Origin of the sequence: Nocardia yamanashiensis (assembly GCF_021183565.1) — a bacterium.
Taxonomy (GTDB): Bacteria; Actinomycetota; Actinomycetes; order Mycobacteriales; family Mycobacteriaceae; genus Nocardia; species Nocardia yamanashiensis.
The window spans coordinates 3,803,436-3,825,446 of the sequence record NZ_CP089226.1 but is presented as its reverse complement, the minus strand read 5'-3'; the positions used below and the strand labels follow the sequence as shown (position 1 = coordinate 3,825,446).

19 protein-coding genes are annotated in these 22,011 nt (G+C 68.9%); 14 read left to right on the top strand and 5 right to left on the bottom strand.

Going from position 1 to position 22,011, the window contains the following annotated elements:
* Window positions 1-9 precede the first annotated feature (9 nt).
* Genes LTV02_RS18450 through LTV02_RS18425 form a run of 6 tightly spaced genes read left to right on the top strand, consistent with a single transcriptional unit; the run spans window position 10 to window position 4,756 of the window.
* Window positions 10-249 carry an acyl carrier protein gene (locus tag LTV02_RS18450; RefSeq protein WP_233041153.1) on the top strand — a complete coding sequence of 80 codons (240 nt, stop codon included), beginning with the start codon at window positions 10-12 and terminating at the stop codon, window positions 247-249.
* On the top strand, window positions 246-1,322 hold the full coding sequence (locus LTV02_RS18445; RefSeq protein ID WP_233041152.1) for an SDR family oxidoreductase: 1,077 nt from the start codon (window positions 246-248) through the stop codon (window positions 1,320-1,322). Before LTV02_RS18450 ends, LTV02_RS18445 begins: the two co-directional genes overlap by 4 nt.
* Window positions 1,319-2,221 carry a nucleoside-diphosphate kinase gene (locus LTV02_RS18440; RefSeq protein WP_233041151.1) on the top strand — a complete coding sequence of 301 codons (903 nt, stop codon included), beginning with the start codon at window positions 1,319-1,321 and terminating at the stop codon, window positions 2,219-2,221. Before LTV02_RS18445 ends, LTV02_RS18440 begins: the two co-directional genes overlap by 4 nt.
* Window positions 2,218-3,198 carry a ScbA/BarX family gamma-butyrolactone biosynthesis protein gene (locus LTV02_RS18435; protein WP_233041150.1) on the top strand — a complete coding sequence of 327 codons (981 nt, stop codon included), beginning with the start codon at window positions 2,218-2,220 and terminating at the stop codon, window positions 3,196-3,198. Before LTV02_RS18440 ends, LTV02_RS18435 begins: the two co-directional genes overlap by 4 nt.
* Window positions 3,195-3,830, top strand: coding sequence for a nitroreductase family protein (locus LTV02_RS18430; protein ID WP_233041149.1), 636 nt, complete (start codon window positions 3,195-3,197; stop codon window positions 3,828-3,830). The genes LTV02_RS18435 and LTV02_RS18430 overlap by 4 nt, the downstream gene beginning before the upstream one ends.
* A complete protein-coding gene (locus tag LTV02_RS18425) occupies window positions 3,827-4,756 on the top strand; it encodes a UbiA prenyltransferase family protein (protein WP_233041148.1) in 930 nt (309 codons plus the stop codon). The genes LTV02_RS18430 and LTV02_RS18425 overlap by 4 nt, the downstream gene beginning before the upstream one ends.
* Here the strand turns inward: LTV02_RS18425 and LTV02_RS18420 are convergent.
* Complete coding sequence (locus LTV02_RS18420) at window positions 4,745-5,533, bottom strand: ABC transporter permease (protein ID WP_233041147.1); 789 nt, start codon at window positions 5,531-5,533, stop codon at window positions 4,745-4,747. The genes LTV02_RS18425 and LTV02_RS18420 overlap by 12 nt on opposite strands.
* On the bottom strand, window positions 5,530-6,807 hold the full coding sequence (locus LTV02_RS18415) for a glycosyltransferase (RefSeq protein WP_233041146.1): 1,278 nt from the start codon (window positions 6,805-6,807) through the stop codon (window positions 5,530-5,532). The genes LTV02_RS18420 and LTV02_RS18415 overlap by 4 nt, the downstream gene beginning before the upstream one ends.
* Window positions 6,808-6,941: 134 nt before the next feature.
* Between LTV02_RS18415 and LTV02_RS18410 the strand changes: the two genes are divergently transcribed.
* Window positions 6,942-9,731: a cytochrome P450 gene (locus tag LTV02_RS18410; protein WP_233041145.1), complete on the top strand. Its 2,790-nt coding sequence runs from the start codon at window positions 6,942-6,944 to the stop codon at window positions 9,729-9,731.
* Between the two features lie 4 nt (window positions 9,732-9,735).
* Here the strand turns inward: LTV02_RS18410 and LTV02_RS18405 are convergent, their stop codons facing one another.
* The 3 genes from LTV02_RS18405 to LTV02_RS18395 form a co-directional block, all read right to left on the bottom strand.
* Entirely contained in the window at window positions 9,736-9,999 is a 264-nt protein-coding gene (locus tag LTV02_RS18405) for a GlsB/YeaQ/YmgE family stress response membrane protein (RefSeq protein ID WP_233041144.1), read from the bottom strand.
* 116 nt (window positions 10,000-10,115) lie between these two features.
* Window positions 10,116-11,309 (bottom strand): NAD(P)/FAD-dependent oxidoreductase, encoded by a 1,194-nt coding sequence (locus LTV02_RS18400; RefSeq protein WP_233041143.1) that lies wholly within the window; start codon window positions 11,307-11,309, stop codon window positions 10,116-10,118.
* Window positions 11,306-11,635, bottom strand: a complete 330-nt coding sequence (locus tag LTV02_RS18395; protein ID WP_233041142.1) for a bifunctional 3-phenylpropionate/cinnamic acid dioxygenase ferredoxin subunit — start codon at window positions 11,633-11,635, stop codon at window positions 11,306-11,308. The genes LTV02_RS18400 and LTV02_RS18395 overlap by 4 nt, the downstream gene beginning before the upstream one ends.
* 218 nt (window positions 11,636-11,853) lie before the next feature.
* Here LTV02_RS18395 and LTV02_RS18390 point away from each other — a divergent pair, with 218 nt between their 5' ends.
* The 7 genes from LTV02_RS18390 to LTV02_RS18360 are packed head-to-tail and all read left to right on the top strand — an operon-like array spanning window position 11,854 to window position 21,999.
* Window positions 11,854-14,277, top strand: coding sequence for a GcvT family protein (locus LTV02_RS18390; protein ID WP_233041141.1), 2,424 nt, complete (start codon window positions 11,854-11,856; stop codon window positions 14,275-14,277).
* 45 nt (window positions 14,278-14,322) lie between these two features.
* A complete protein-coding gene (gene solA / locus LTV02_RS18385) occupies window positions 14,323-15,420 on the top strand; it encodes an N-methyl-L-tryptophan oxidase (RefSeq protein ID WP_233041620.1) in 1,098 nt (365 codons plus the stop codon).
* Complete coding sequence (locus LTV02_RS18380; RefSeq protein ID WP_233041619.1) at window positions 15,411-16,547, top strand: aromatic ring-hydroxylating oxygenase subunit alpha; 1,137 nt, start codon at window positions 15,411-15,413, stop codon at window positions 16,545-16,547. The genes solA and LTV02_RS18380 overlap by 10 nt, the downstream gene beginning before the upstream one ends.
* Window positions 16,544-18,040 carry an aldehyde dehydrogenase family protein gene (locus tag LTV02_RS18375; protein WP_408639375.1) on the top strand — a complete coding sequence of 499 codons (1,497 nt, stop codon included), beginning with the start codon at window positions 16,544-16,546 and terminating at the stop codon, window positions 18,038-18,040. Before LTV02_RS18380 ends, LTV02_RS18375 begins: the two co-directional genes overlap by 4 nt.
* A 35-nt stretch (window positions 18,041-18,075) precedes the next feature.
* Window positions 18,076-19,626 carry an APC family permease gene (locus LTV02_RS18370; RefSeq protein WP_233041139.1) on the top strand — a complete coding sequence of 517 codons (1,551 nt, stop codon included), beginning with the start codon at window positions 18,076-18,078 and terminating at the stop codon, window positions 19,624-19,626.
* Window positions 19,623-21,146 (top strand): GMC family oxidoreductase, encoded by a 1,524-nt coding sequence (locus LTV02_RS18365; protein ID WP_233041138.1) that lies wholly within the window; start codon window positions 19,623-19,625, stop codon window positions 21,144-21,146. Before LTV02_RS18370 ends, LTV02_RS18365 begins: the two co-directional genes overlap by 4 nt.
* Before the next feature lie 55 nt (window positions 21,147-21,201).
* Window positions 21,202-21,999 carry an IclR family transcriptional regulator gene (locus tag LTV02_RS18360; protein ID WP_233041137.1) on the top strand — a complete coding sequence of 266 codons (798 nt, stop codon included), beginning with the start codon at window positions 21,202-21,204 and terminating at the stop codon, window positions 21,997-21,999.
* Window positions 22,000-22,011 lie beyond the last annotated feature (12 nt).

Here is a 22,011-nt window from a genome sequence, read left to right as displayed (position 1 = left end):
AATGCGGCAGTGGCGCAGCGGGTTCGGGAGATCGTGGCGGCGATGGCGCCGCAGCCGGTCGCCGACATGGCGGGCACGGATCGGCTCATCGAGGAACTGGGCTACGACTCGCTGCGGCTGATGGAGCTGACCGTGGTACTGGAACGTTCCTTCGAGCTGCCGCGATTCAAGCCGGAGGAGTTGATGGGGGTGCTGCGGGTCGATGCCGTGGTGGACCTCGTCACCCGGACCCTGGAGGTGCGCGCGTGAGCGACACGATCCTGCTGACCGGCGCGAGCGGCCTGGTCGGCGCGGAGGTAGCGGCCAAGCTGGCGGCTGCGGGCAAGACGGTTCACGCTGTGCTGCACAGCAATTCGGCCATCACCCGCAATGACGGCACGCCGTTCGAACCGCACGCACGCGTGCACGGCGATATCCGCCTGCCCGGATTCGGGATCGTGGACGCGCCGCAGCTGCCGGACGAAATCGGCCTGATCGTGCACTGTGCGGCCACCACCGCCTTCGACGCCGCCGAGGACGTCTACGACGAACTCAATGTGCGCGGCGCGCAGCACGCGATCGAACTGGCGCTGGCCTGGAACGTGCCGTTGGTGCACGTCAGCACCGCCTACGTGTGCGGGATGCGCGGCGGCGTCATCGGCGAGGACGAGCTCGACGCCGGTCAATCCTTCGGAAACGGCTACGAGCGCAGCAAATTACGCGCCGAACAGCTGGTGCGGGCGGCGGGCGCGCGCGGGCTGCGCTGGAGCATCGTGCGGCCCGGCATCGTCACCGGCGCGACCGGCACCGGCGCCATCCGCGACTACAAGAACCTCTACACCGTGGTGAAACTCATGGTGGAGGGCAAGCTGCGCACCCTGCCCGGCCGCTACGACGCCACCCTCTCGCTCGCCCCGGTCGATCATGTGGCGGAGGTGATCGCCGCCGCGGCACTGGATTTCCCGCACGCCCAGGGCCGCGCCCTGCACGCCGTGGGCCGCGACACGCTGTCGCTGCGCGAGGTCTCGGACGTGCTGGCGGAGTACCCGTCCTTCGAGGTCGCCACCTTCGTCCCCGAAACCTCCTTCGACGCCGACGATCTCGAGCCGATCGAACGCGAGTACTTCCGCCGCATCGGCGTGCTCTACACCAGCTATTTCCAGCGCCGCCTGGCCTTCGACGCCACCGGCGCGGACGAGCTGCTCGGCCGGCCCTCCCCGGCCACCGGCAAGGACTATCTGCGAACCCTGCTCGACTACTGCCTGGAATCCGGGTACCTCGGTGCACCGCTGCCGTCCATCGCGGACATGCTGGCGCGCACCGGGAAAGGCGGCACCAATTGACCGGCGACACCCTGCGCACCCTGCTCACCCGGCTGACGCCGTCGACCGAGAAGGTCGACGCCTACCTCGACGACACCTACGTCCTCGAGGCCGTCGAACAGCTGGAACGACTGAACTACGACACGGTGCGGTTCGCGCACGATCACGCGCTGCTGCTGTTCAAACCGGACGCCATCGCCGCCCGCGCGGTGGAACCCGCCCTGGAATGGCTGCGCGACAACGGCTTCGAGGTGATCGGCGCCCACCGGGTCACGCTGAGCCGCCACGTCATCCGCGCGCTCTGGTACTTCGCCTGGAACATCGCCTCCCTGGAGCGCCGCCGACTGGCTGCCCTGCTCATGGACCTGTCGGACGCCATGGTGCTGGTGGTGCGCGAAACCGATGCGGCGCTGCCGGCTTCGATCCGCCTCACCCAGGCCAAGGGCCCCACCGATCCGGGCAAGCGGGTGCCGGGCCAGCTGCGCTACCTGCTCGGCCGCTACAGCTACCTGCTGAACCTGGTGCACACCCCCGACGACCCCGCCGACGTGGTGCGCGAACTCGGCATCTACTTCGACGAGCCCACCCGCGCCGAGGTCGTCGCACAGGCGGACGCGGGCCGCGATCGGGCCGCCGAGGCCGCGGTGCTGGCCAAGGAGATCTACGCCGAAGCCCCCGCCCGCTCCTTCGATCGCGCGGCCGCCATCGCGACCCTGATCGGCGAATCCGGCGGCCCCGCACCGGAATCCGACGCCGACTGCGCCGCCTGGCTGCACGCCGCCTGGGACGCCGGCCGCGATCTCGACCCCTGGGCGACCGTCGTCCTCGGGTCCTACGTACTACCCATGCGCACCCCCGGCACCGGTATCCAATCGCTGCCGCAGGTGACCGCCCGAGACTGGTTGGAGGAGCGACCGTGACACAGACCGGAATCGTGACGGCCACGCACGTGCGCACCGTCCCGCGCATGCTCACGCACCGCTGCGCCGTCGCCGAGGTCTTCGTGACCTCCCTGGACGTGATCGAACCCGACACCTTCCTGGTGGGCGCGCAATTGCCGCGCATGCACGGGCATTACGGCGACCACACCGGCCCGGCCGCGCAACGCCACGATCTGGTGGCGGTCATGGAGGCGGTGCGGCAGGCGTGTATCGCCATCGCCCACGAGTTCTACGCGGTGCCCGGCGACCAGCAGTTCCTGGTGCGCAATTTCAACGGCACCGTCGCCGACTCCCCGCTCTGGTCGATCGGCTCCGCCCCGGCGGATCTGGTGATGCGGGCGCGAGCGCTGCGCAAATTCCAGCGGGACGACCAGCTGAGCGGCCTGCACTTGATGTTCGACATCAGCTGCGACGGCATCCCCATGGGCACCGTGGACCTCAACTATTCGTGGGTGCCGCCGTGGAAGTGGGACGCCGCGCGCAACGGGCAACGGAATCGCATGGGGCTCGGGGCATTCCAGGGCGCGGGACCGGTCGGCGAGCGGGCCGCGGCCGCGCTGGTGAGCCGGGAGATCGCGCGCAATGTGGTGATCGGGCCGCCGCGCACCGAGGACGGGCGCACCCACGCGATCCTGGTGGCCGACACCTCGCATCCGATCCTGTTCGACCACGAGCTCGACCACGCGCCGGGCAATCTGCTCATCGAAGCCGGGCGGCAGGTGGCGCTGGCGGCGCTCCAGCCCTACTCCCGTCGATTGATCGGCGTGACAAGCACTTTCGAGCAGTTCGTAGAACTGGACCGGCCCACCGAGTGCCTCGCCGAACTCAGCGACTCCGGGGTGGACGCCACCGTGGTGCGCTGCGAGATCCGCCAGGATGGCGTGGTGGCCGCCCGCATCGATCTCGAATTCTCCGACGAGGCAACGCCTTCCGGGGCGGCGGGAGCGACCGCTTGAACGGGCGCGAACTGCTCACCGCCACACGCTCCTACCGGCGGCGGCTGGACCTCAACCGTCCGGTCGCGCGCCAGGATCTGCTCGACTGCCTGGAGGTCGCCGCGTACGCGCCGAGCGGCACCAATCGGCAGCCGTGGCGCTTCGTGGTGGTCACCGATCCGGAGCTGAAGCGGCAGATCGGCGCGTACTACCGGAAAGGATTCGCCGCCAACCTCGATGGGCGTGCCATCCCCTCGGAGCTGCGGCCCGATATCAACTCCGGGCAGTATCTGGCCGACCACATGCACGAGGTGCCGGCGCTGGTGCTGGTGTGCTCGGTGGGCCGCCCGCCCGAAGAGCTGTCGGCGCGGCGGCTGGCCAGCTTCTACGGCTCGGTGTACCCGGCGGTGTGGAATTTCATGCTGGCGCTGCGGGAACGCGGGCTCGGGTCCACGCTGACCACGGCGCACCTGTTCTACGAGCGCGAGATCGGCGAGCTGCTCGGCATCCCGTGCGATGAGGTGACACAGGTGGCGCTGCTGCCGGTGGCGCATCTGCTGCCCGGGGCCGAGAATCCGGTGCGCCGCCGCACGCCCGTGACCGAACTGATCGGGTGGGACGGCTGGCAGCGGCCGGACGAGGACGTGCGATGACCCAAATCGCTACGCGTCCTGGGCTTTTCGAGTCCGCCTCGCGGATAGCCGCGTTCACCAGGGTCATGTACAAGCCGTACTACCTGCTGTACGCGGTGCTGTGGGTGCTGGCGCTGGAAGGCACCGCCGCCGTTGTCGCACAGCCGGATACGTCCTGGCGGCCGACCGGTGCGACGGCCGTGCGGATCGTGGTGGTGGCGGCCGTGCTGCTGTATCTGCGCATGGTCGACGAACAGAAGGACCTGGAGTACGACCGGGTGCACAATCCGGATCGGCCTTTGGTGACCGGGGCGGTGAGCAAGGGTGAATTGCGCACCGCCATGGGGATCATCGCGGCCGGGGCGGTCGCCGGCAGCGGGCTGCTGTCGGGGCGCTCCGCGCTCATGATCGCCGCGGTGCTGGCGTACGGGCTGGTGCTGTGGGGTCTGGAGCAGGCGTCGGCGGCGGTGCGCGGGCGGATTCTGCTGAACCTGGTCGTCACCTATCCGGTGCAATTGCTGATCACCGCGTATGTGCTGCTGTCGGCGATCGACACCGGCGAGGTCGCGGGGCGTGGCCGGATCGCGCTGCTGGCGCTCGTCTTCGCCGGGGCGTTCCTGCAATTCGAATTCGCGCGCAAGACATCGCGAGTCGAGCGGCCGGGGGAGATGTACTACTCCAACCCGCTGGGAACCGCCGGGAGCATCGCGGTATCGCTGGGGCTGGCGGCCCTCGCGGTCACCGTGGATCTGGCGCTGGTACGGCCCTGGACCTACACCGGCGCGGTCGCGGTGATCGGCTGGATTCCCGTGGCGCTCCTGCTGATTCCGCTCGCCGGAGCCCAGCGTTTCCGGACCTCCACGGAACCGGATTACCCGCCGGTCCCCGCCATGCTGTTCATCATCACCCTCTACGCCACCCTCATCGCGCAGGCGTCAGCGGTATGACATGCGCCGGAAAGAGTAACCGGCCCAGCCGAATCCGATAGCGGCCAGCAGTACGCACCACAGCACCGCCGACACCCACCGGTCGACGGGCGCGCCGCCCAGCAGTCCGCGCACCGTCTCCGCGACCGGGGTGGCGGGCTGTGCGTCGGCGAAACCGCGCAACCAGCTCGGCATGGTCTCGGTGCGCACGAACGCACTGCTCAAGTACGGGGTCAGCGTGATCGCGTAGGTGAGTCCGCCCGCGGCTTCCGGATTCTGCGCCGCCATGCCCATGGCCACCGCGAACCACACCACCGCCACCACGAACAACAGGATCACCAGGGTGGCGCCGAGCCAGCCCAGCGGTCCGGCGGCGGGCCGATAACCCAGCACCACGGCCACTCCCACGGCGATCGCGATGGCCGCCATGGTGCGCGCCACGCCCTCCAGGAGATGCCCGGTGAGCAGCGCCTGCCGGTACATGGGCAGGGTGCGGAAGCGGTCGATGCTGCCCTGCGTCATATCGGTGCTCACGCTGGTGGCGGTGATCGAGGCCGCGAATCCGGTGCACAGCAGCATGATTCCCGGCACCACGTAGTTCAGGTACGAGCCGCCGACGTCGATCGCGCCGCCGAACACGTAGGTGAACAGCATCATCATCACGATCGGCATGCTCAGCGAGATGACCAGGGTGTCCGGGCTGCGCAGGGTGCGGCGGGCGCAGCGCCGGAACATGACCAGCGAATCGGCGATCACCGGCGGCAGCAGCGGGCGAGGGCCCGTGAAGGTGTCGGTCATTTGGCGGCGGCCTCGATGATGTCGGCGGCGTACTCGGCCGCGCCCTCGGTGCGCAGGGTGCGCGCGAACGCCGCTACCCGGCCGCGGGCGTCCGCGGTCAGCAACGGGGCCAGCGACTGCTCCATCCGGACCGCATCGAGCTTGGTGAACGGCAGGTGCGCCCCGAGGCCGAGCTTCTCCACCTGCCCGCCCCACAGCGGCTGATCGAACGACACCGAGCACACCAGCGTGGGCAGGCCCGCGCGCAGGCTTTCGAACAGGGTGCCGATGCCGCCGTGATGCACCGCGGCCAGGCAGTGCGGGAAGACCAGATCGTGCGCGAAATCGCCGACGATCTTGACGTGCTTGCCCGCCCGGGCCTGCGCCACATCCAGATCGCTCCAGCCCGCGCTCACCAGCGCGCGCACGCCCAGCCGCGCCGAGACCGCGTCCACCATGGCGAGCACCGCGGCCGTGTCCTTGATCGGCATGCTGCCGAAGCCGAAGAACACCGGCGGCTCGCCCGCGGCGATCCACTCCAGAATGTCGGCGTGATCGCCGGACAGTTCGCCGACCGCCGCGCGGGTGACCTGATCCAGGGTGAGGAAGCCGGTGAAGGGGCGGCGCTCGTCCCACAGCTCCGGCAGGCCGGGCACCAGGGCGGGATCATAGATCTGGACCTCGGTGATATTAGCCTTGGCCAGGGCTTCCGCCGGGCTGGTCCAGGTCTTGGGCAGGCCGAGCAGGGCGCGCAGGTCGTTGAGGTAGCGCCGGAACACCAGGCGGCGCACATTCTCCGCCGCCACCCAGGTCGCGAGATTGACCATTTTCGGCGGATTCCAATGCGCCGGAAGCGAACCCATGAACGGATAGGCGCTGTTGGAACGGCACGGGAAGTAGTGCAGCGCCACCAGCGGCACGCCCAGCGCCTCGGCGACCGAACCGGCGCGATCCTCGGTGACGGTGGTGGCCACGATCAGGTCGGCGTCCGCGCACACCTCGATCACCTCGCGGTTCATCTGATCCGCGTAGCCGGCCATCTGCTGCCCGACCATCTGCAACAGGCGCAGCGTGTTTCCGGTCGCCAGCGCCCGCTGGCCCTCCTCGGAGCTGTACAGCTGCTGCACGTCCGGGCCGCACGGCTGCGCGGCAAGCCCTGCCGCGGTGACGAAATCGACCAGATTCGGCGGCGCGCCGATGAGGACATCGTGCCCGCGCCGCTGCAGCTCCAGACCGAGCGCCACAATGGGATGCACATCCCCGCGGGTTCCGGTCAGGGGAATGGCGATTCGCACGGGGCCTCTTTCGACACAATCGGCACAACACTGGTGATGATCTCACTCGACCCTGTGCGCTGGGGCGTTGCGACGTCCAGACCGTAGAAATATGGGCGTTTCAGAGGGTGGGGCGTGTGCGTACAGTGCCGCTGATGCACATCGCCATGTTCATGGACTACCACCCCGGTTCGCTGGGCGGGGTACAGACGGCCGTGGCAGCACTGCGGCGCGGGCTGGAACGGGCGGGGCATCGGGTCACCCTGTTCACCGCGCCCGCCGCCGGAGCGGAAGCCGATCTGGATGTGGTGGAGCTGCACGGGCTTTCGGGGCCGGGGGTGAACGGCTTCGAAGTGGTGGCGCCGAATCGGCGCAATGCCGAACTCATCGACAGCGTGTTCGCGGCGCGCGGGCCGGTCGACGTGGTGCATACGCACACCACCTACGGGGCCGCTATATGCGGGATGAAAGCGGCCCGGCGGCACGGGATTCCGCTGGTGCACACGGCGCAGAGCCGGGACGACGCCTTCATCGCCGCGAACTCGCCCGCGCCATACCTGGTCGCCCTGGTGATGCGAGCCCTGCACGGACGGTATGTGCCGCACGCGCATCACATGCCGCGGGTGGAAGAAAGCCGGGCGGCCCGGCACGCCTGGTGGACGATCGCCGGGCAGGCGGAGGTGGCGGACCGGGTGCTCGCGCCCACCCGCCATTTCGCCGATCTGCTGGCCGCGCACGGCGTGACGCGGCCGGTGCGGGTGGTGTCCAACGGTGTGGACGACGTGCTGCTGGAGGGCCTCGCCGCGCCGGAACACGCTGAGGCGCGGCCGGAACCAGGTGAGGCGCATACGGAATCCGGTGAGGCGCATACGGAATCCGGTGAGGCGCATACGGAATCCGGTGAGGCGCAGCCGGAACCCGGTGAGGCGCGGGCGGAACTCGCTGCGGTGGAGGTAAATGCCGCTGTGGCGCGGCCGGAATACCCAGGCGCGGAGCCCGATGCTGATGCGGCAGCGGCCGACTCGGCGGAGGTCGGCGCGCATCATGCGGCGGTACAGCGGGAATCGGCATTGCTGAGACTGGTCTGGTGTGGACGGTTGTCGGCGGAGAAGCGCTTGGCCGAGGCGGTCGAAGCGGTGCGCCATGCCCCCGGCTGCCGGCTCGATGTCTACGGTGACGGGGAGCTGTCGGAGTCGGTGGCGGCGCTCGTCACCGCGGGCGGGGTGGCGGATCGAATCCGTCTGCACGGCAGGGTCACTCAGTCCGAATGTCTGCGTGCCATGGCGAGTGCCGACGCGCTGCTGTTCACTTCCGACGGTTTCGACACCCAGGGCATGACCCTGCTCGAAGCCGTCGCCGTCGGCCTGCCTATCGTGTACTGCGATCCGGCGCTCGCCGAATCGATTCCGGCGGGCGGCGGCATCCGCAGCGCCGACCCCACGCCCGCCGCCCTGGCCGAAACGCTCGCGAAACTCGCGGCCGATCGCGGCCGGCTCGCCGAGATGCGCGAGGTCGTGCGCGCTCATTCCGCTTCGGTGCGCCAATCTCATTACACCGAAATGGTTCTGGAGGAATATCGGATGGCCGGACAGACCCTCTCCCCGGACGCGGGACGCCTGCCCCGCACCCTGGCGGAAGTCCCCACCGCGCCCGGCGCGCTGCCCGTGGTCGGCCACAGCCTGCGCGCGCTGCGCGACGCACCCGGCTTCGTGACCTCGCTGTCCGCGCTCGGACCCATCGTGCGGATCAAATTCGGGTTCAAGACCGGCTACGTGCTCACCACCCCCGAGTTGCTGCGCGAAGTGCAGTTGAGCGATGCCGAATTCGAGCGCGAGGACCTGCGCGAGGCGATTCAGGAGTTCGCCGGGAACTCGGTGAACGTGCTGCGCGGCGCGGAACACCGCCAGCGCCGCCGCATGATCGCGCCCGCGCTCAAACAGTCACGGCTGGCGCATTATTCGGAGGCCGCGGCCGATATCGCCAACAAATGGGCGGCCGGGCTGCCCGCCGGGGTCAACCTCATGGACGAAGCCCACGGCCTGGTCCTGGACACCGTCTCCTCGACCCTGTTCACCGCCGATTTCGGTGATGACGCCCGCCGCGAGATCCGCGACAGCATTCCGTGGCTGCTCAGCCAGGTCATCCTGCGCACCGCCCTGCCGCCGCAGATCCGCCGCCTGCGCGTGATCGCCAACTACCGGTGGCGCACCCGATCCCGCAGCCTGCAACAGGCGGTCGGCGCGGTCATCGCCGAATACCGCAGGCGCGACGAGGATTTCAACGACGTCGTCTCCTCGCTCATCCGCCACGTCGATACCGAGACCGGCGAAACCCTCTCCGATCAGCACATCACCGACGAAGCGATTCTCATGCTGGCCGGCGGCGTCGGCTCCATGGCCTCGCTCACCGGCTGGCTCTGGCACGAGGTCATGCGCAATCCGGTGGTGGCCGAACGCCTCTACGCCGAACTCGACGAGGTGGTCGGCCGCGACGATATCCGACCGTCCCACCTCGCCTCCCTGCCGTACCTGAAGCAGACCGTGGCCGAGACCATCCGCTTCTGGGGTCCGTGGATCAGCGCCGCCAACACCAGCGGTGACCTCCCCATCGGCGATCTCGTCATCCCCGACGGCAGCGCGATCATGTTCAGCCCCTACGGCGTCCAGCACGACCCCCGCTACTTCCCGGACCCGGACGCCTTCGACCCCGACCGCTGGTCTCCGGAGAACGCCACCGAAGCGGCCAAGCACGCCAGCCTCTCCTTCGGCGTCGGCCGCCGCCGCTGCCTCGGCGACCATTTCGCCATGCTCGAGATAGCCCTGGCCACCGCTGCCCTGCTCACCCGCTGGCGACCCGTCCCGGATCCCGGCTACCGAGTCCGCGCCTCCAACAAGGATTTCGTGCTGTCACCCTCGGCGCTCCCGGTGACCCTGCACCGGCGGTAGCGGGTCACACCCGCGCGCGCACGAACTTGTAGATGATCAGCAGGATCACCGCGCCCACGATGGCGCCGATGAAGGTGTGCTCCACCGGTGGGCGGAAGGTGAATTCGTGGGGGGCGAAGACGAGGCTGCCGAGGGTGCCGCCGACGTAGCCGCCGACAATGCCCAGGACGATGGTCATGATCCAGCCGAAGTCTTCTTTGCCGGGAACGAGGAGGCGGGCGATGGCGCCGCAGATCAGACCGATAATGATCATGGTGATAATGCCCATGACGTGCTCCTAGCCTTGCGAGTGTCGCGTTTTCGACGGTAGCAGGGGGGAGCCGCCGGCCGAGCGTGTCGCAAAACGTCAGCGCGCCCGAGGGATTCGCACCCGCTGATGTGTGATTACCCGGCGATGCGCTGTTCAGACCCCTCGGCGGAGCAAATCGAACGGTCCAGAAGTTTCCGGTGCCGGGTGAACAGGCGCGGGTTGTCGAGGGCGCAGACCGCCACCGGGGTGTGGTCGAGGTCGTAGCGGACGGTGAAGGTGGGGGAGGACAGGTCGCCGTCGATGAGGTGCGGGACGGCGGCGGGGTGTGCCGTACCGGCGAATTGGAGCAGGTGGCCGTATTGACGGGACCAGAAGTAGGGGACGGCGGGCGGGGGCGCGGGGGTGCCGGTGATGGTGGCGGCGGCCAAGTGGGCCTGGGCGATGGCGTTGTGCCAGTGCTCGGTGCGCCGATGGCGGCCGGTACTCGGGTCGAGCGGCCGGGCGCAGTCGCCGATGGCGTAGACGCCGGGAACCGTGGTGCGGCCGGTGGGTCCGGTGAGGAAGCCGTTGTCGGCGTGCAGGTGCGTCGCGGATCGGATGGTCTGATCGGCGGTGGCCCACTCGGTTTCGGGTTCCGCGCCGATCGCCACCACCACCGTATCGGCAGGGACGCCGGCGCCGTCGGACAGTTCCAGGACCCCGTTGCGGTGTGCCAGCACGCTGGTGCCGGTGTGCAGGCGGACGCCGTGGCGAGCGTGCAGACCGGTGCAGGCGGCGGCCACGGTTTCGCCCAGCACCCCGACCGACGGCAGCGGAGCCTGTTCGATCAGCGTCACCTCGATGCCCGATTCGTGTGCGGTGGCGGCTATTTCCGAGCCGAGGAAGGACGCGCCGACAATGGCCAGGCGTGTGGTGTTCGCGAGGGCCGTGCGCAGGCGCCGGGCGTCGCGCAGGTCGCGCAGGTAGTGGGCGTTCTCGAGCCCGGGCAGGCGGCGGGGACGGGCCCCGGTGGCCAGCACGACGATATCGGCGGAGATGTCGCGGCCGTCGTCGAGACGCACGACATGCGTTGGCCCGGTGGACAGTCCGACCGCGCGTTGCCCGAGGATCCATTCGGCGTCCAGGCTCCGGGTCTCGGCGTGGCCTTCTAGCAAGCCGACCGGTTCGCCGGTTTGTAAGAACTCCTTGGACAGCGTGGGGCGCTCGTAGGGCAGCTCCGGTTCGGCCCCGATCAGCGTGATCCGCCCGCGGAAACCCCTGGCGCGCAAGGATCGCACGATGGTCAGCCCGGCCAGCGACGCGCCCACCACCGCGATGGACTCGCTCATGAGTCCGCGCTCGGAGTCAGCAGTATCTCGTCACCACGGACGTCGACCCGATGGGTGCGCAGCGCGCGCTTGGCGGGCGGCCCGGAGACCGCGCCGGTGCGCAGGTCGAAACAGGACTCGTGCAGCGGGCATTCCACCACGCAGCCCTCCAGCCACCCGTCGGCCAGCGAGGCGTCCTGATGGGTGCAGGTGTCGTCGACGGCGTACAGCCCGTCCTCGGTGTGAAAGATCGAAATGGCCTGCTGTCCCGGCGGATTCACGGTGAGCACGCCACCGACGGGGAGATCGGAGAGCCGGCCGACGAGCAGGGTCAGCTGGGCGGGCATGGGACCTCCCGGAGGTGACGAGTTGCGAATAGCGCTACTAGATGCGCTATGTGCAACAGTGTGAACCCGGTGCGCCGAGCCGTCAACCGGTCGTGAAATACGGGGGAAACAAAGGGAATACGGATTTCGGCGTTCCGGTTGACAGCGTCTCCGGGCGGGCGGACCATAGTTGCGTATTACGGCACTTGGTGCGCAATACGCAACACTTTGGAGGCGCGGTGACGCAGCCGCGAGTTGTCATCATCGGTGCGGGAATCGTGGGCACCGCCCTGGCTGACGAAATCACCGCGCTCGGCTGGACCGATGTCACGGTCGCCGACCGGGGCCCGCTCTTCCGGACGGGCGGATCCACTTCGCACGCACCGGGTTTGGTGTTCCAGACCAATGGCTCCAAGACCATGGCCGAGCTGGCGCGGTATACGGTCGAGAAGTTCGGGGCCCTGGACGCTTTCGACGCGGTCGGCGGGCTGGAGGTGGCCACCACGCCGGAACGCTGGGTGGAATTGCACCGGCGGCACGGGTGGGCGAAAGCCTGGGGGATCGAATCACGGCTGCTGGACGCGCAGGCCTGCGCCGAACTGCACCCGCTGGTCGACCCGGACCTGATCATCGGCGGATTCCACACGCCCACAGACGGATTGGCCCTGGCAGTGCGGGCCGCCGAAGCGCAGGCGCGGCGCGCGGTCGAACGCGGCGCCCGCTTCCTGGCCTACTGCGAGGTCGTGGAGATCCTGGAAAGCGACGGCCGGGTCACCGGCGTGCGCACGGCGGACGGTCAGGAACTGCCCGCCGATATCGTGGTCTGCGCCGCCGGTTTCTGGGGTGCGGAGCTGGGCCGCAAGGTCGGGCTCACCGTGCCCCTGGTGCCGATGGCGCATCAATTCGCCAAGACCGGCGCCGTGCCCGCGCTGGATTCCGCCGCCCGCCTGCCGATCCTGCGGCATCAGGACGCGGACCTCTACTACCGCACCTACGGCGACCGGATCGGCATCGGCTACTACGGGCACACCCCGCGCCCCGTCGACATCGGCACCCTCACCGAGGACAGCGCCGGTGAACCCATGCCGTCCATGCTCCCGTTCACCACCGCCGAATTCGAACCGGCCTGGGCCGAAAGCGTCCGGCTGCTGCCCGCGCTCGCCGACACCAAAGTGGACGAGGCCTTCGACGGCATCTTCTCCTTCACCCCCGACGGTTTCCCCATCCTCGGCGAACACCGCGACCTGGCCGGCTGCTGGGTGGCCGAGGCGGTCTGGGTGACGCATTCGGCGGGCGTCGCCCGCGCGGTGGCGCACTGGATCGTCGAGGGCACCCCGGATATCGACCTGCACGAATGCGATCTGTACCGCTTCGAGGACGCGGCCCGCAGCCCGGAGTTCATCCGGCGCACCAGCGTGCAGGCGTTCGTCGAGGTGTACGACATCCTGCACCCGCATCAATATCGCAGCGCGCCACGCAATGTCCGCACCAGCCCGTTCTTCGACCGGCACCGGGAGCTGGGCGCGTTCTTCTTCGAGGGCGGCTGCTGGGAACGCCCGGCCTGGTTCGAGGCCAATCGCGCACTGCTGCCCGAACTCGCCGCGGACGGCCTGGAGTTCCCGCGCCGCGACGACTGGTCGAGCCGCTTCTACTCGCCGCTCTCGATCGCCGAAGCCCGTTGGACGCGAACGCATGTCGCGCTGTACGACATGACGCCCCTGACCCGCTACGAGGTGAGCGGCCGGGGCGCGGCGGACTTCCTGCAACGCATGACTACCAATGACGTGGGACGCAAGCCGGGCGCGGTCACCTACACGCTGCTGCTCGACGACAACGGCGGCATTCGCAGCGATCTCACCGTCGCGCGCCTGTCGGAGCACCACTTCCAGGTCGGCGCGAACGGCCCGCTCGATTTCGACTGGTTCGCAAGGCATCTGCCCGGCGACGGCAGTGTGATCCTGCGCGATATCACCGGCGGCACCTGCTGTCTCGGCGTCTGGGGGCCGGACGCGCGAGCCATGGTGCAGCCGCTGTGCCCGGACGATCTCTCGCACCGGGCATTCGGATACTTCAAGGCGCTGCGCACCTATCTGGGCAGCATTCCGGTCACCATGCTTCGCGTCTCGTACGTGGGGGAGCTCGGCTGGGAGATCTACACCGGCGCGGAACACGGTGCGGCACTGTGGGATCTGCTGTGGGAAGCCGGGCGGGCACACCGGGTGATCGCGGCCGGGCGCATCGCCTTCAACAGTCTGCGGCTGGAGAAGGGCTACCGCTCCTGGGGTGCGGACATGACCGCCGAGCACACGCCTGAAGCGGCTGGACTGGGATTCGCGGTGCGCATGAGCAAGCAGTCCTTCACCGGCAAGCAAGCACTGGAATCGGCTGCCCCGCCCGGCAAGACGCTGCGCACCGTGGTGCTCGACGATCCGCACGCCGTGGTGCTGGGCAAGGAACCGGTCTCGGTGCGCGGGGCCGTCGCCGGATACGTCACCAGCGCCGGCTACTCCGCCACCATCGGCCGCTGCCTCGCCTACGCCTGGCTGCCGAGCGACGTGCAACCGGGCGACGAGGTCGAAATCGACTATCTGACACAGAGATTCACCGCCCGCGTGCACACCGAACCGGTGGTGGACCCCGATATGACGCTGATCCGGAGGTAACCCGTGACCGACACCTACGACGTCATCGTCATCGGCCTCGGCGGTATGGGCAGCGCCGCCGCGTATCACCTCGCGGCGCGCGGGCAGCGGGTGCTGGGCCTGGAGAAGTTCACGCCCGCCCACGACCGGGGCTCCAGTCACGGCGGCTCCCGCATCATCCGGCAGTCGTATTTCGAGGACCCCGCCTATGTGCCGCTGCTGCTGCGCGCCTACGAATTATGGGAGCAGCTGGCGCGGGACTCCGGCGACGAGGTCTACCGGCTCACCGGCGGGCTCTATGTGGGTCCGGAGGACAGTCTCACGGTGGCGGGCAGCATCCGGGCCAGCCGGGAATGGTCGCTGCCGCACGAGATCCTCACCGCCGGTGAGATCAAGGCCAGGTTCCCCAACTTCGCGCCCAGCCCGCATTTCGTCGGCCTGTTCGAGGAACAGGCGGGATTCGCCCGCCCCGAACGCACGGTCGCGGCGCATCTGGAACTGGCCGCGAAAGCCGGCGCCACGCTGCGCTACGGCGAACAGGTCGAGGACTGGGCGCAGACCGGTGACGGCGTCACGGTCACGACCGGGCACGGCACGTATTCGGCCGGGCGGCTGGTGATCTGCCCCGGTGCGTGGGCGCCGCGCCTGCTCGCCGACCTGGGCGTCGAGATCGCCATCGAACGCCAGGTCATGTACTGGCTCGACCCCGTCGTGGGGACCGCGAAGTTCGAGCGCGATCCCATCTACATCGCCGAGAACGACTCGGGCGCACAGATATACGGCTTCCCCGCCATCGACGGACCCGGCGGCGGCGTCAAGACGGCGTTCTTCCGCAAGGGCATCCGCTGCACCCCGGACACCATCGACCGGGAAGTGCACCCCGGCGAGATCACCGAAATGCGGTCGCGCGTCACCGAATTGCTGCCCGCCCTGGCCGGCCGCTGCCTGCACGCCGCCACCTGCATGTACTCCAACACCGCCGATCAGCACTTCGTCATCGCCACCCACCCCGCGCATTCGGCCGTCACGGTGGCCTGCGGCTTCTCCGGGCACGGCTTCAAATTCGTGCCGGTGGTCGGCGAGATCCTGGCCGAGCTGGCCATGACCGGAAGCACCCGGCACCCCATCGACCTGTTCGCTCCGCAAAGGCTGGTATCCCTGTGAGCTCGGACCTGATCCCCACCCTCGGCGGCGAGTACTACTGCGACCCGGCTATTTTCACCGCCGAACAGGAACACATCTTCGAACGCATGTGGTTCTGCGCGGCCCGCGCCGCCGACCTCGCCGATCCGGGCGCGTTCCGGCGCGTACAGGTGGGCCGGGAGAGCGTGCTGGTGGTGCGCGGCCAGGACGGCGCACTGCGCGCCTTCCTCAATATCTGCCGCCACCGCGGCGCGATGATCTGCACCGAATCCGAAGGGCAGGTCAAGCGCAACCTGCGCTGTCCGTATCACGCCTGGACGTACGGACTGGACGGGAAATTGGTCGCCGCACCGAATCTCGGTTCCCTGCATGATGATTCGGGCTCGCCCATCGACCGGGTGGCCTACGGCCTGATCCCGGTCGCGCTGCGCGAATGGCTCGGCTACGCCTGGGTCTGCCTGGCCGAGGAGCCGCCGTCCTTCGAGACCGAGGTGATGGGCGCGGTGACGGCCCGGCTGGGCGAGCCGGCCGCCATCGACCACTACGACATGGCCGCACTGACCGTGGGCAAACGCGTGGTCTACGACGTGGCGGCGAACTGGAAGCTCATCGTCGAGAACTTCATGGAGTGCTACCACTGCGCCACCATCCACCCCGAACTGGTGGAAGTGCTGCCGGAATTCGCCGGGGGCTACGCCGCCCAGTACTTCGTGGGGCACGGCGCGGACTTCGGCGAGAGCATCGACGGCTTCACCGTGGACGGGCGGGCCGGATTCGATCCGCTGCCGGGGCTCGCGCCCGAACAGGAGCGCAAGTACTTCGCCATCACCATCCGGCCCACGGTATTCGTGAACCTGGTGCCCGATCACGTCATCTTCCACCGCATGTACCCGCTCGCCCACGACCGGACGGTGGTGGAATGCGATTGGCTGTACGCACCCGATGTCGTCGAATCCGGGGGCGTGCTCGACCATTCCGTGGAACTGTTCCATCGGGTGAACGAACAAGACTTCGCCGCCTGCGAGCGCACCCAGCCCGCCATGTCCTCGCGGGCCTACCGCAAGGGCGGGGTGCTGGTGCCCGCCGAACACCACATCGCCGAATTCCACGACTGGGCCCGCACCCGGATCGGCGGCGCGGCGTGTTGAGCGAAGACGAACTCTGTTGCGGCCCAACGCTGTATATCGACGGTAAATGGACTGCCGCGCTGGGCGGCGGCACCCGCGACATTCTGAACCCCGCCGACGGCAGGGTCCTGATCACCGTGGACGAGGCCGATCGGGCGGATGCGGTGAGCGCGGTCGCGGCGGCGCGCGCGGCCTTCGACACCGGCGGCTGGCCGCATACGCCCCTCGCTGAACGCGTCGCCTATTTGCTGCGCATCGCCGGGCAATTGGAGCGTGAACGCGATGCCATCGCCCGCATCGAAACCCTCGACACCGGAAAGACGTTGCGCGAGAGCTATATCGACGTCGACGACGTGATCTCGGTGTTCCGGTACTACGCGCAGCTCGCGGCCGCCGGTACGGACCGGGTGGTGGACACCGGCAATCCCGCCGTCGTCAGCCGGGTGGTGCGGGAACCGGTGGGCGTGTGCGCGCTCATCGCGCCCTGGAACTATCCACTGCTGCAGATGTCGTGGAAGATCGCGCCCGCGCTGGTCGCCGGCTGCACCATGGTGGTCAAGCCGAGCGAGGTCACGCCGTTGAGCACCATCGCGCTGGTGCGGCTCATCGACCGGGTGGGCGTGCCGCCGGGAGTGGTGAACCTGATCCAGAGCAGCGGGGCCACCGTGGGTTCCGCGCTCACCGACACCCCCGACGTCGATCTCATCTCCTTCACCGGCGGAGCCGCGACCGGGGAGACCATCGCCCGCACCGCGGCCGCGCACATCACCCGGGTGGCCCTGGAATTGGGCGGCAAGAACCCGCACATCGTGTTCCCCGATGCCGATTTCGACGCCGCCGTGGACGCGGTGCTCACCGGCGCGTTCCTGCATTCGGGGCAGGTGTGCTCGGCGGGCACCCGGCTCATCGTGCACGAATCCATGGCCGACGAGTTCGTCGCCGAACTCGCCCGGCGTGCCGAACGGATCACGGTCGGACCCGGGCTCGACCCGGCCAGCGAAACCGGTCCGCTCGTGTCCGAACAGCATCGCGCCAAGGTGGAAGCCTATGTGGCGCTGGGCATTGCCGAAGGCGCCCGGCTCGTCACCGGCGGCCGCCGGCCGGACGATGCGGCCCTGCGGGCCGGAAGCTACTACCTGCCCACCATTTTCGACGACTGCCGGCGCTGGATGCGCATCGTGCAGGAGGAGACCTTCGGGCCCATCCTCACCGTCGAGCGATTCGCCACCGAAGCCGAGGCGCTGGCGCTCGGCAACGACACCGCCTACGGTCTGGCCGCCGGGGTCCGCACCGCCGATCCCGCCCGCGGCGAACGCCTGGTGCGCGCGCTGCGGCACGGCACGGTGTGGCTCAACGACTTCGGCTACTACACCCCCGCCGCCGAATGGGGCGGCTTCGGCCGCTCCGGCATCGGCCGCGAACTCGGTCCCAGCGGACTGGCGGAATACCAAGAGACCAAGCACATCTGGCACAACACCGCGCCCGCGGTGGGCGGCTGGTTCACCCACAACTGAATATGTTCTGACGCTTTCCCGAAAGTTGGTCCGTCATGACGACGACCCGTCCGCCCGCATCCACCTCGAGTCCGGCCCACGACAGTGGCATGGCAGAATTCGGCTACCGGGAATCCCTGAGCCGAAGTATCGGGAAATTCTCGAGTTTCGCCGCCGGCGTCAGCTATATCTCCATTCTCACCGGCACCTTCCAGATGTTCTACTTCGGTTACGGCACCGCCGGTCCCGGCTACCTGTGGTCCTGGCCGCTGGTCTTCCTCGGGCAGCTCGCCGTGGGCCTGTGCTTCATGGAACTGTCGGCCAAATACCCGGTCGCCGGATCGGTGTACAACTGGTCGAAGAAGCTGGGCAGCCGCGTGGTCGGCTGGTCGGCGGGCTGGCTCATGCTGACCGCGTCCATCGTCACCCTGTCGGCGGTGGCGCTGGCCATGCAATTGAATCTGCCGAAACTCTGGGACGGATTCCAGCTCGTCGGCGACGGCACCGGCGAACACGATTACGCCACCAATGCGGTGATCCTGGGGACCGTGCTCATCGTATTCACCACGGTGGTCAATGGTTTCGGCGTGAAACTCATGTCGCGGATCAACAGCGCGGGCGTGTTCATCGAACTCATCGCGGCGGTGCTGATCGCGATCATTCTCGGCTTCCACATCACCCGCGGGCCGAGCGTGTTCTTCTCCAGCAACGGTTACGGTGCGGGGGAAAGCGGCGGCTACCTGAGCGCGTTCCTGGTCGCCTCGCTGGCCTCCGGATACGTCATGTACGGCTTCGACACCGCCAGCTCACTGGGTGAGGAGACGGTGGAACCGCGCCGCACCGCCCCGAAGGCGATCCTGCGGGCCTTGCTGGCGTCCTTCGTGATCGGCGGGGCCATCCTGGTTTTCGCGGTCATGGCCGCGCCGAACCTGCGGGACGAGCAGCTGGGCAGCGCTTCCGGCGGTCTGCAGTACATCGTGGAGCAGGTCATGTGGGGGCCGCTGGGCAAGGTGTTCCTGGTGTGCATCGTGATCGCGGTCATCGTGTGCTCCCTGGCCGTGCACACCGCGGGCATCCGGCTCACCTTCGCCATGGCGCGCGACAACGCTCTGCCGTTCGGGGAGAAGCTGGCCCGGGTGAGCGTCAAGCATCGCGCCCCGGTGATCCCGGCGGTGATGATCGGCGTGCTCTCGGCGCTCATCCTGGTGATCAATATCGGTCAGCCGCAGGTGTTCACGGTGCTGACCTCGATCGCGGTCATCATGATCTACCTGGCGTATCTGCTGGTCACCGGACCGATGCTGGTGAAGCGGTTCAAGGGGGAGTGGCCGCCCGCGGACCTGGCCGCCGACGGATACTTCAGCATGGGCCGCTGGGGCATGGCCGTGAATATCGTCGCGGTCGTCTGGGGCCTGGGCATGGCGATCAACCTGGCCTGGCCGCGCGCAGCCGTGTACGGCGGGCCCTGGTACAACACCTGGGGCGCGTTCCTCTACATCGGCGGGATCCTGGCCGCCGGGCTGATCTGGTACGCGGTGCGCGGGCAGCGGGTGATCGGGATACTCGATTCCCATGCCGCGCAACCGGTTCCGGCGGAGGCGTCATGAACGACAGCTTCGACTACGTGATCGTCGGCGGCGGCTCGGCGGGCTGCGTGGTGGCCGCGCGGCTCAGCGAGGACCCGGACGTGACCGTATGCCTGCTCGAGGCCGGGCCCTCCGATGTCGGCGACGACCGCATCCTGCGGCTGGCGGATTGGATGCTGCTGCTCGAATCCGGTTACGACTGGGACTATCCGGTGGAGGAGCAGGCCAGCGGGAACAGCTTCCTGCGGCATGCGCGCGCCAAGGTGCTGGGCGGATGTTCCTCGCACAATTCCTGTATCGCCTTCCATCCGCCCGCCGAGGGACTCGACGAATGGGCGGCCCTGGGCGCGACCGGATGGGACGCGGCGGGGCTGCTGCCGTACGTGCGCAAACTGCTCGGGCCGGTCGAGTTGCGCGATATCCCGCCCAAGGATCCGTGCGGGTACGCGGTGCTGGAGGCCGCCGCCGCGGTGGGATTGCCCACGGTGCAGTTCAATCGGGGCGACACGGTGTGCAACGGCGCGGGCTGGTTCCAGATCAACGCCGATGCCGGGAACACCCGCATGTCCTCCTCGCACGCCTACCTGCATCCGATCATGGGGCAGCGGGCCAATCTCGAGGTGCGCACCGGGTGCTGGGTGAGCGAAATCCTGTTCGACGACACCGATTCCGCCACCGGCGCCCGCTATCGGCGACCGGATCTCACCGGATTCGACACCGTGCGCGCCCGCCGCGAGGTGATCGTCAGCACCGGGGCCATCGACACCCCGAAGCTGCTCATGCTCTCCGGCATCGGCCCGGCGGAACACCTGCGCGACATGGGAATTCCGGTGCGCGTGGACGCGCCGGGCGTCGGGTCGAACCTGGACGATCACGTCGAAGGACTGGTGTTCTGGGAAGCCGCGCGGCCCATGATCACCACCTCCACCCAGTGGTGGGAGATCGGGCTCTTCGCGACCACGGAACCCGGTCTGGCGCAACCGGATCTGATGATGCACTACGGCAGCGTGCCGTTCGATATGAACACCGTGCGCTGGGGGTATCCGACCACCGACAACGGCTTCTGCCTCACCCCCAATGTGACGCAAGGCCGTTCGCGCGGCACCGTACGGCTGCGCTCGCGCGACTTCCGGGACAAACCGCGGGTGGACCCCCGCTACTTCAGCGATCCGGACGGGCACGACGAGCGGGTCATGCTGCACGGCATCCGGCTCGCCCGGCGGATCGCGGCGCAGCCGGCGCTGCGGGAATGGGCCGCACGGGAACTCGCGCCCGGACCCGACGCGGTCGGCGACGACGAACTCGTGGACTACCTGCACCGCACCCACAACACCGTCTACCACCCGGCCGCCACCGCCCGCATGGGCGCGCCGGACGATCCGCTCGCGGTGCTCGATCCGCACCTGCGCGTCAAAGGCGTCCGCAACCTGCGCGTCGTGGATGCCGCCGCCATGCCGAAACTGCCCGCCGTGAACCCCAACATCACCATCATGGCGATGGGGGAGAAGTGCGCGGATCTGGTCAAGGCGGCGGCGCGGTGAGCCGCCGGGACCGCCCACCTGCGGAAAACCCTGCGGCACATACACTGGACGTGTTATGGCGAAGCAACCTGACGAAGGGTCCGGCACCCGGCGGGACGGGGCGGCGGCGGTGCAATCGGTCGACCGCGCCCTGACCGCCCTCGAGATCGTGGCCAAACTGGGCGCGGCCGGGGTCACCGAGATCGCGGCCGAACTCGGGGTGCACAAGTCCACGGTGTCGCGGCTGATCGCGGTGCTGGAAGCGCGCGGCTATGTCGAACAGCTCTCCGAACGCGGCAAATACCGGCTCGGATTCACCATCGTGCGGCTGGCCGGATCCACCAGCGCGCACATGGACCTGCCGCGCCAGAGCCAGGACGTGTGCGACGAACTGGCGGCGCGGGTCGGGGAGACCACCAATATCGCCATCCTGGACAGCGACCGCATCATCAATGTGGTGGAGGCGGTCGGGTCGGCCGGAGTCGCCCTGCGCACCTGGGTCGGCCAGAGCTGCCCCGTGCACGCCACCTCCAGCGGCAAGGCGCTGCTGGCCGAACTGCCCGCCGCCGACCTGCGCGGGCGGCTGGCCAAACGGCTGGACTCGTTCGCGCCCAACACCGTCACCGAACTGCCGGTGCTGCGCGCGCAACTCGAGCGGGTGCGCGCACAGGGCTGGGCGGCCTGCGAGGAAGAACTCGAGATCGGGCTGAACGCGGTGGCCGCGCCCATCCGCGACAGTGAGGGCCGCATCATCGCGGCCCTCAGCGTCTCCGGGCCGTCCTACCGGATGCCGGCGGAACGGTTTCCCGAAATCGCCCAGCAGGCAATAGCTTCCGCGCGCGTCATCTCGCGTCGCCTCGGCCACGCCGGCTGACCCGTTCCCGTC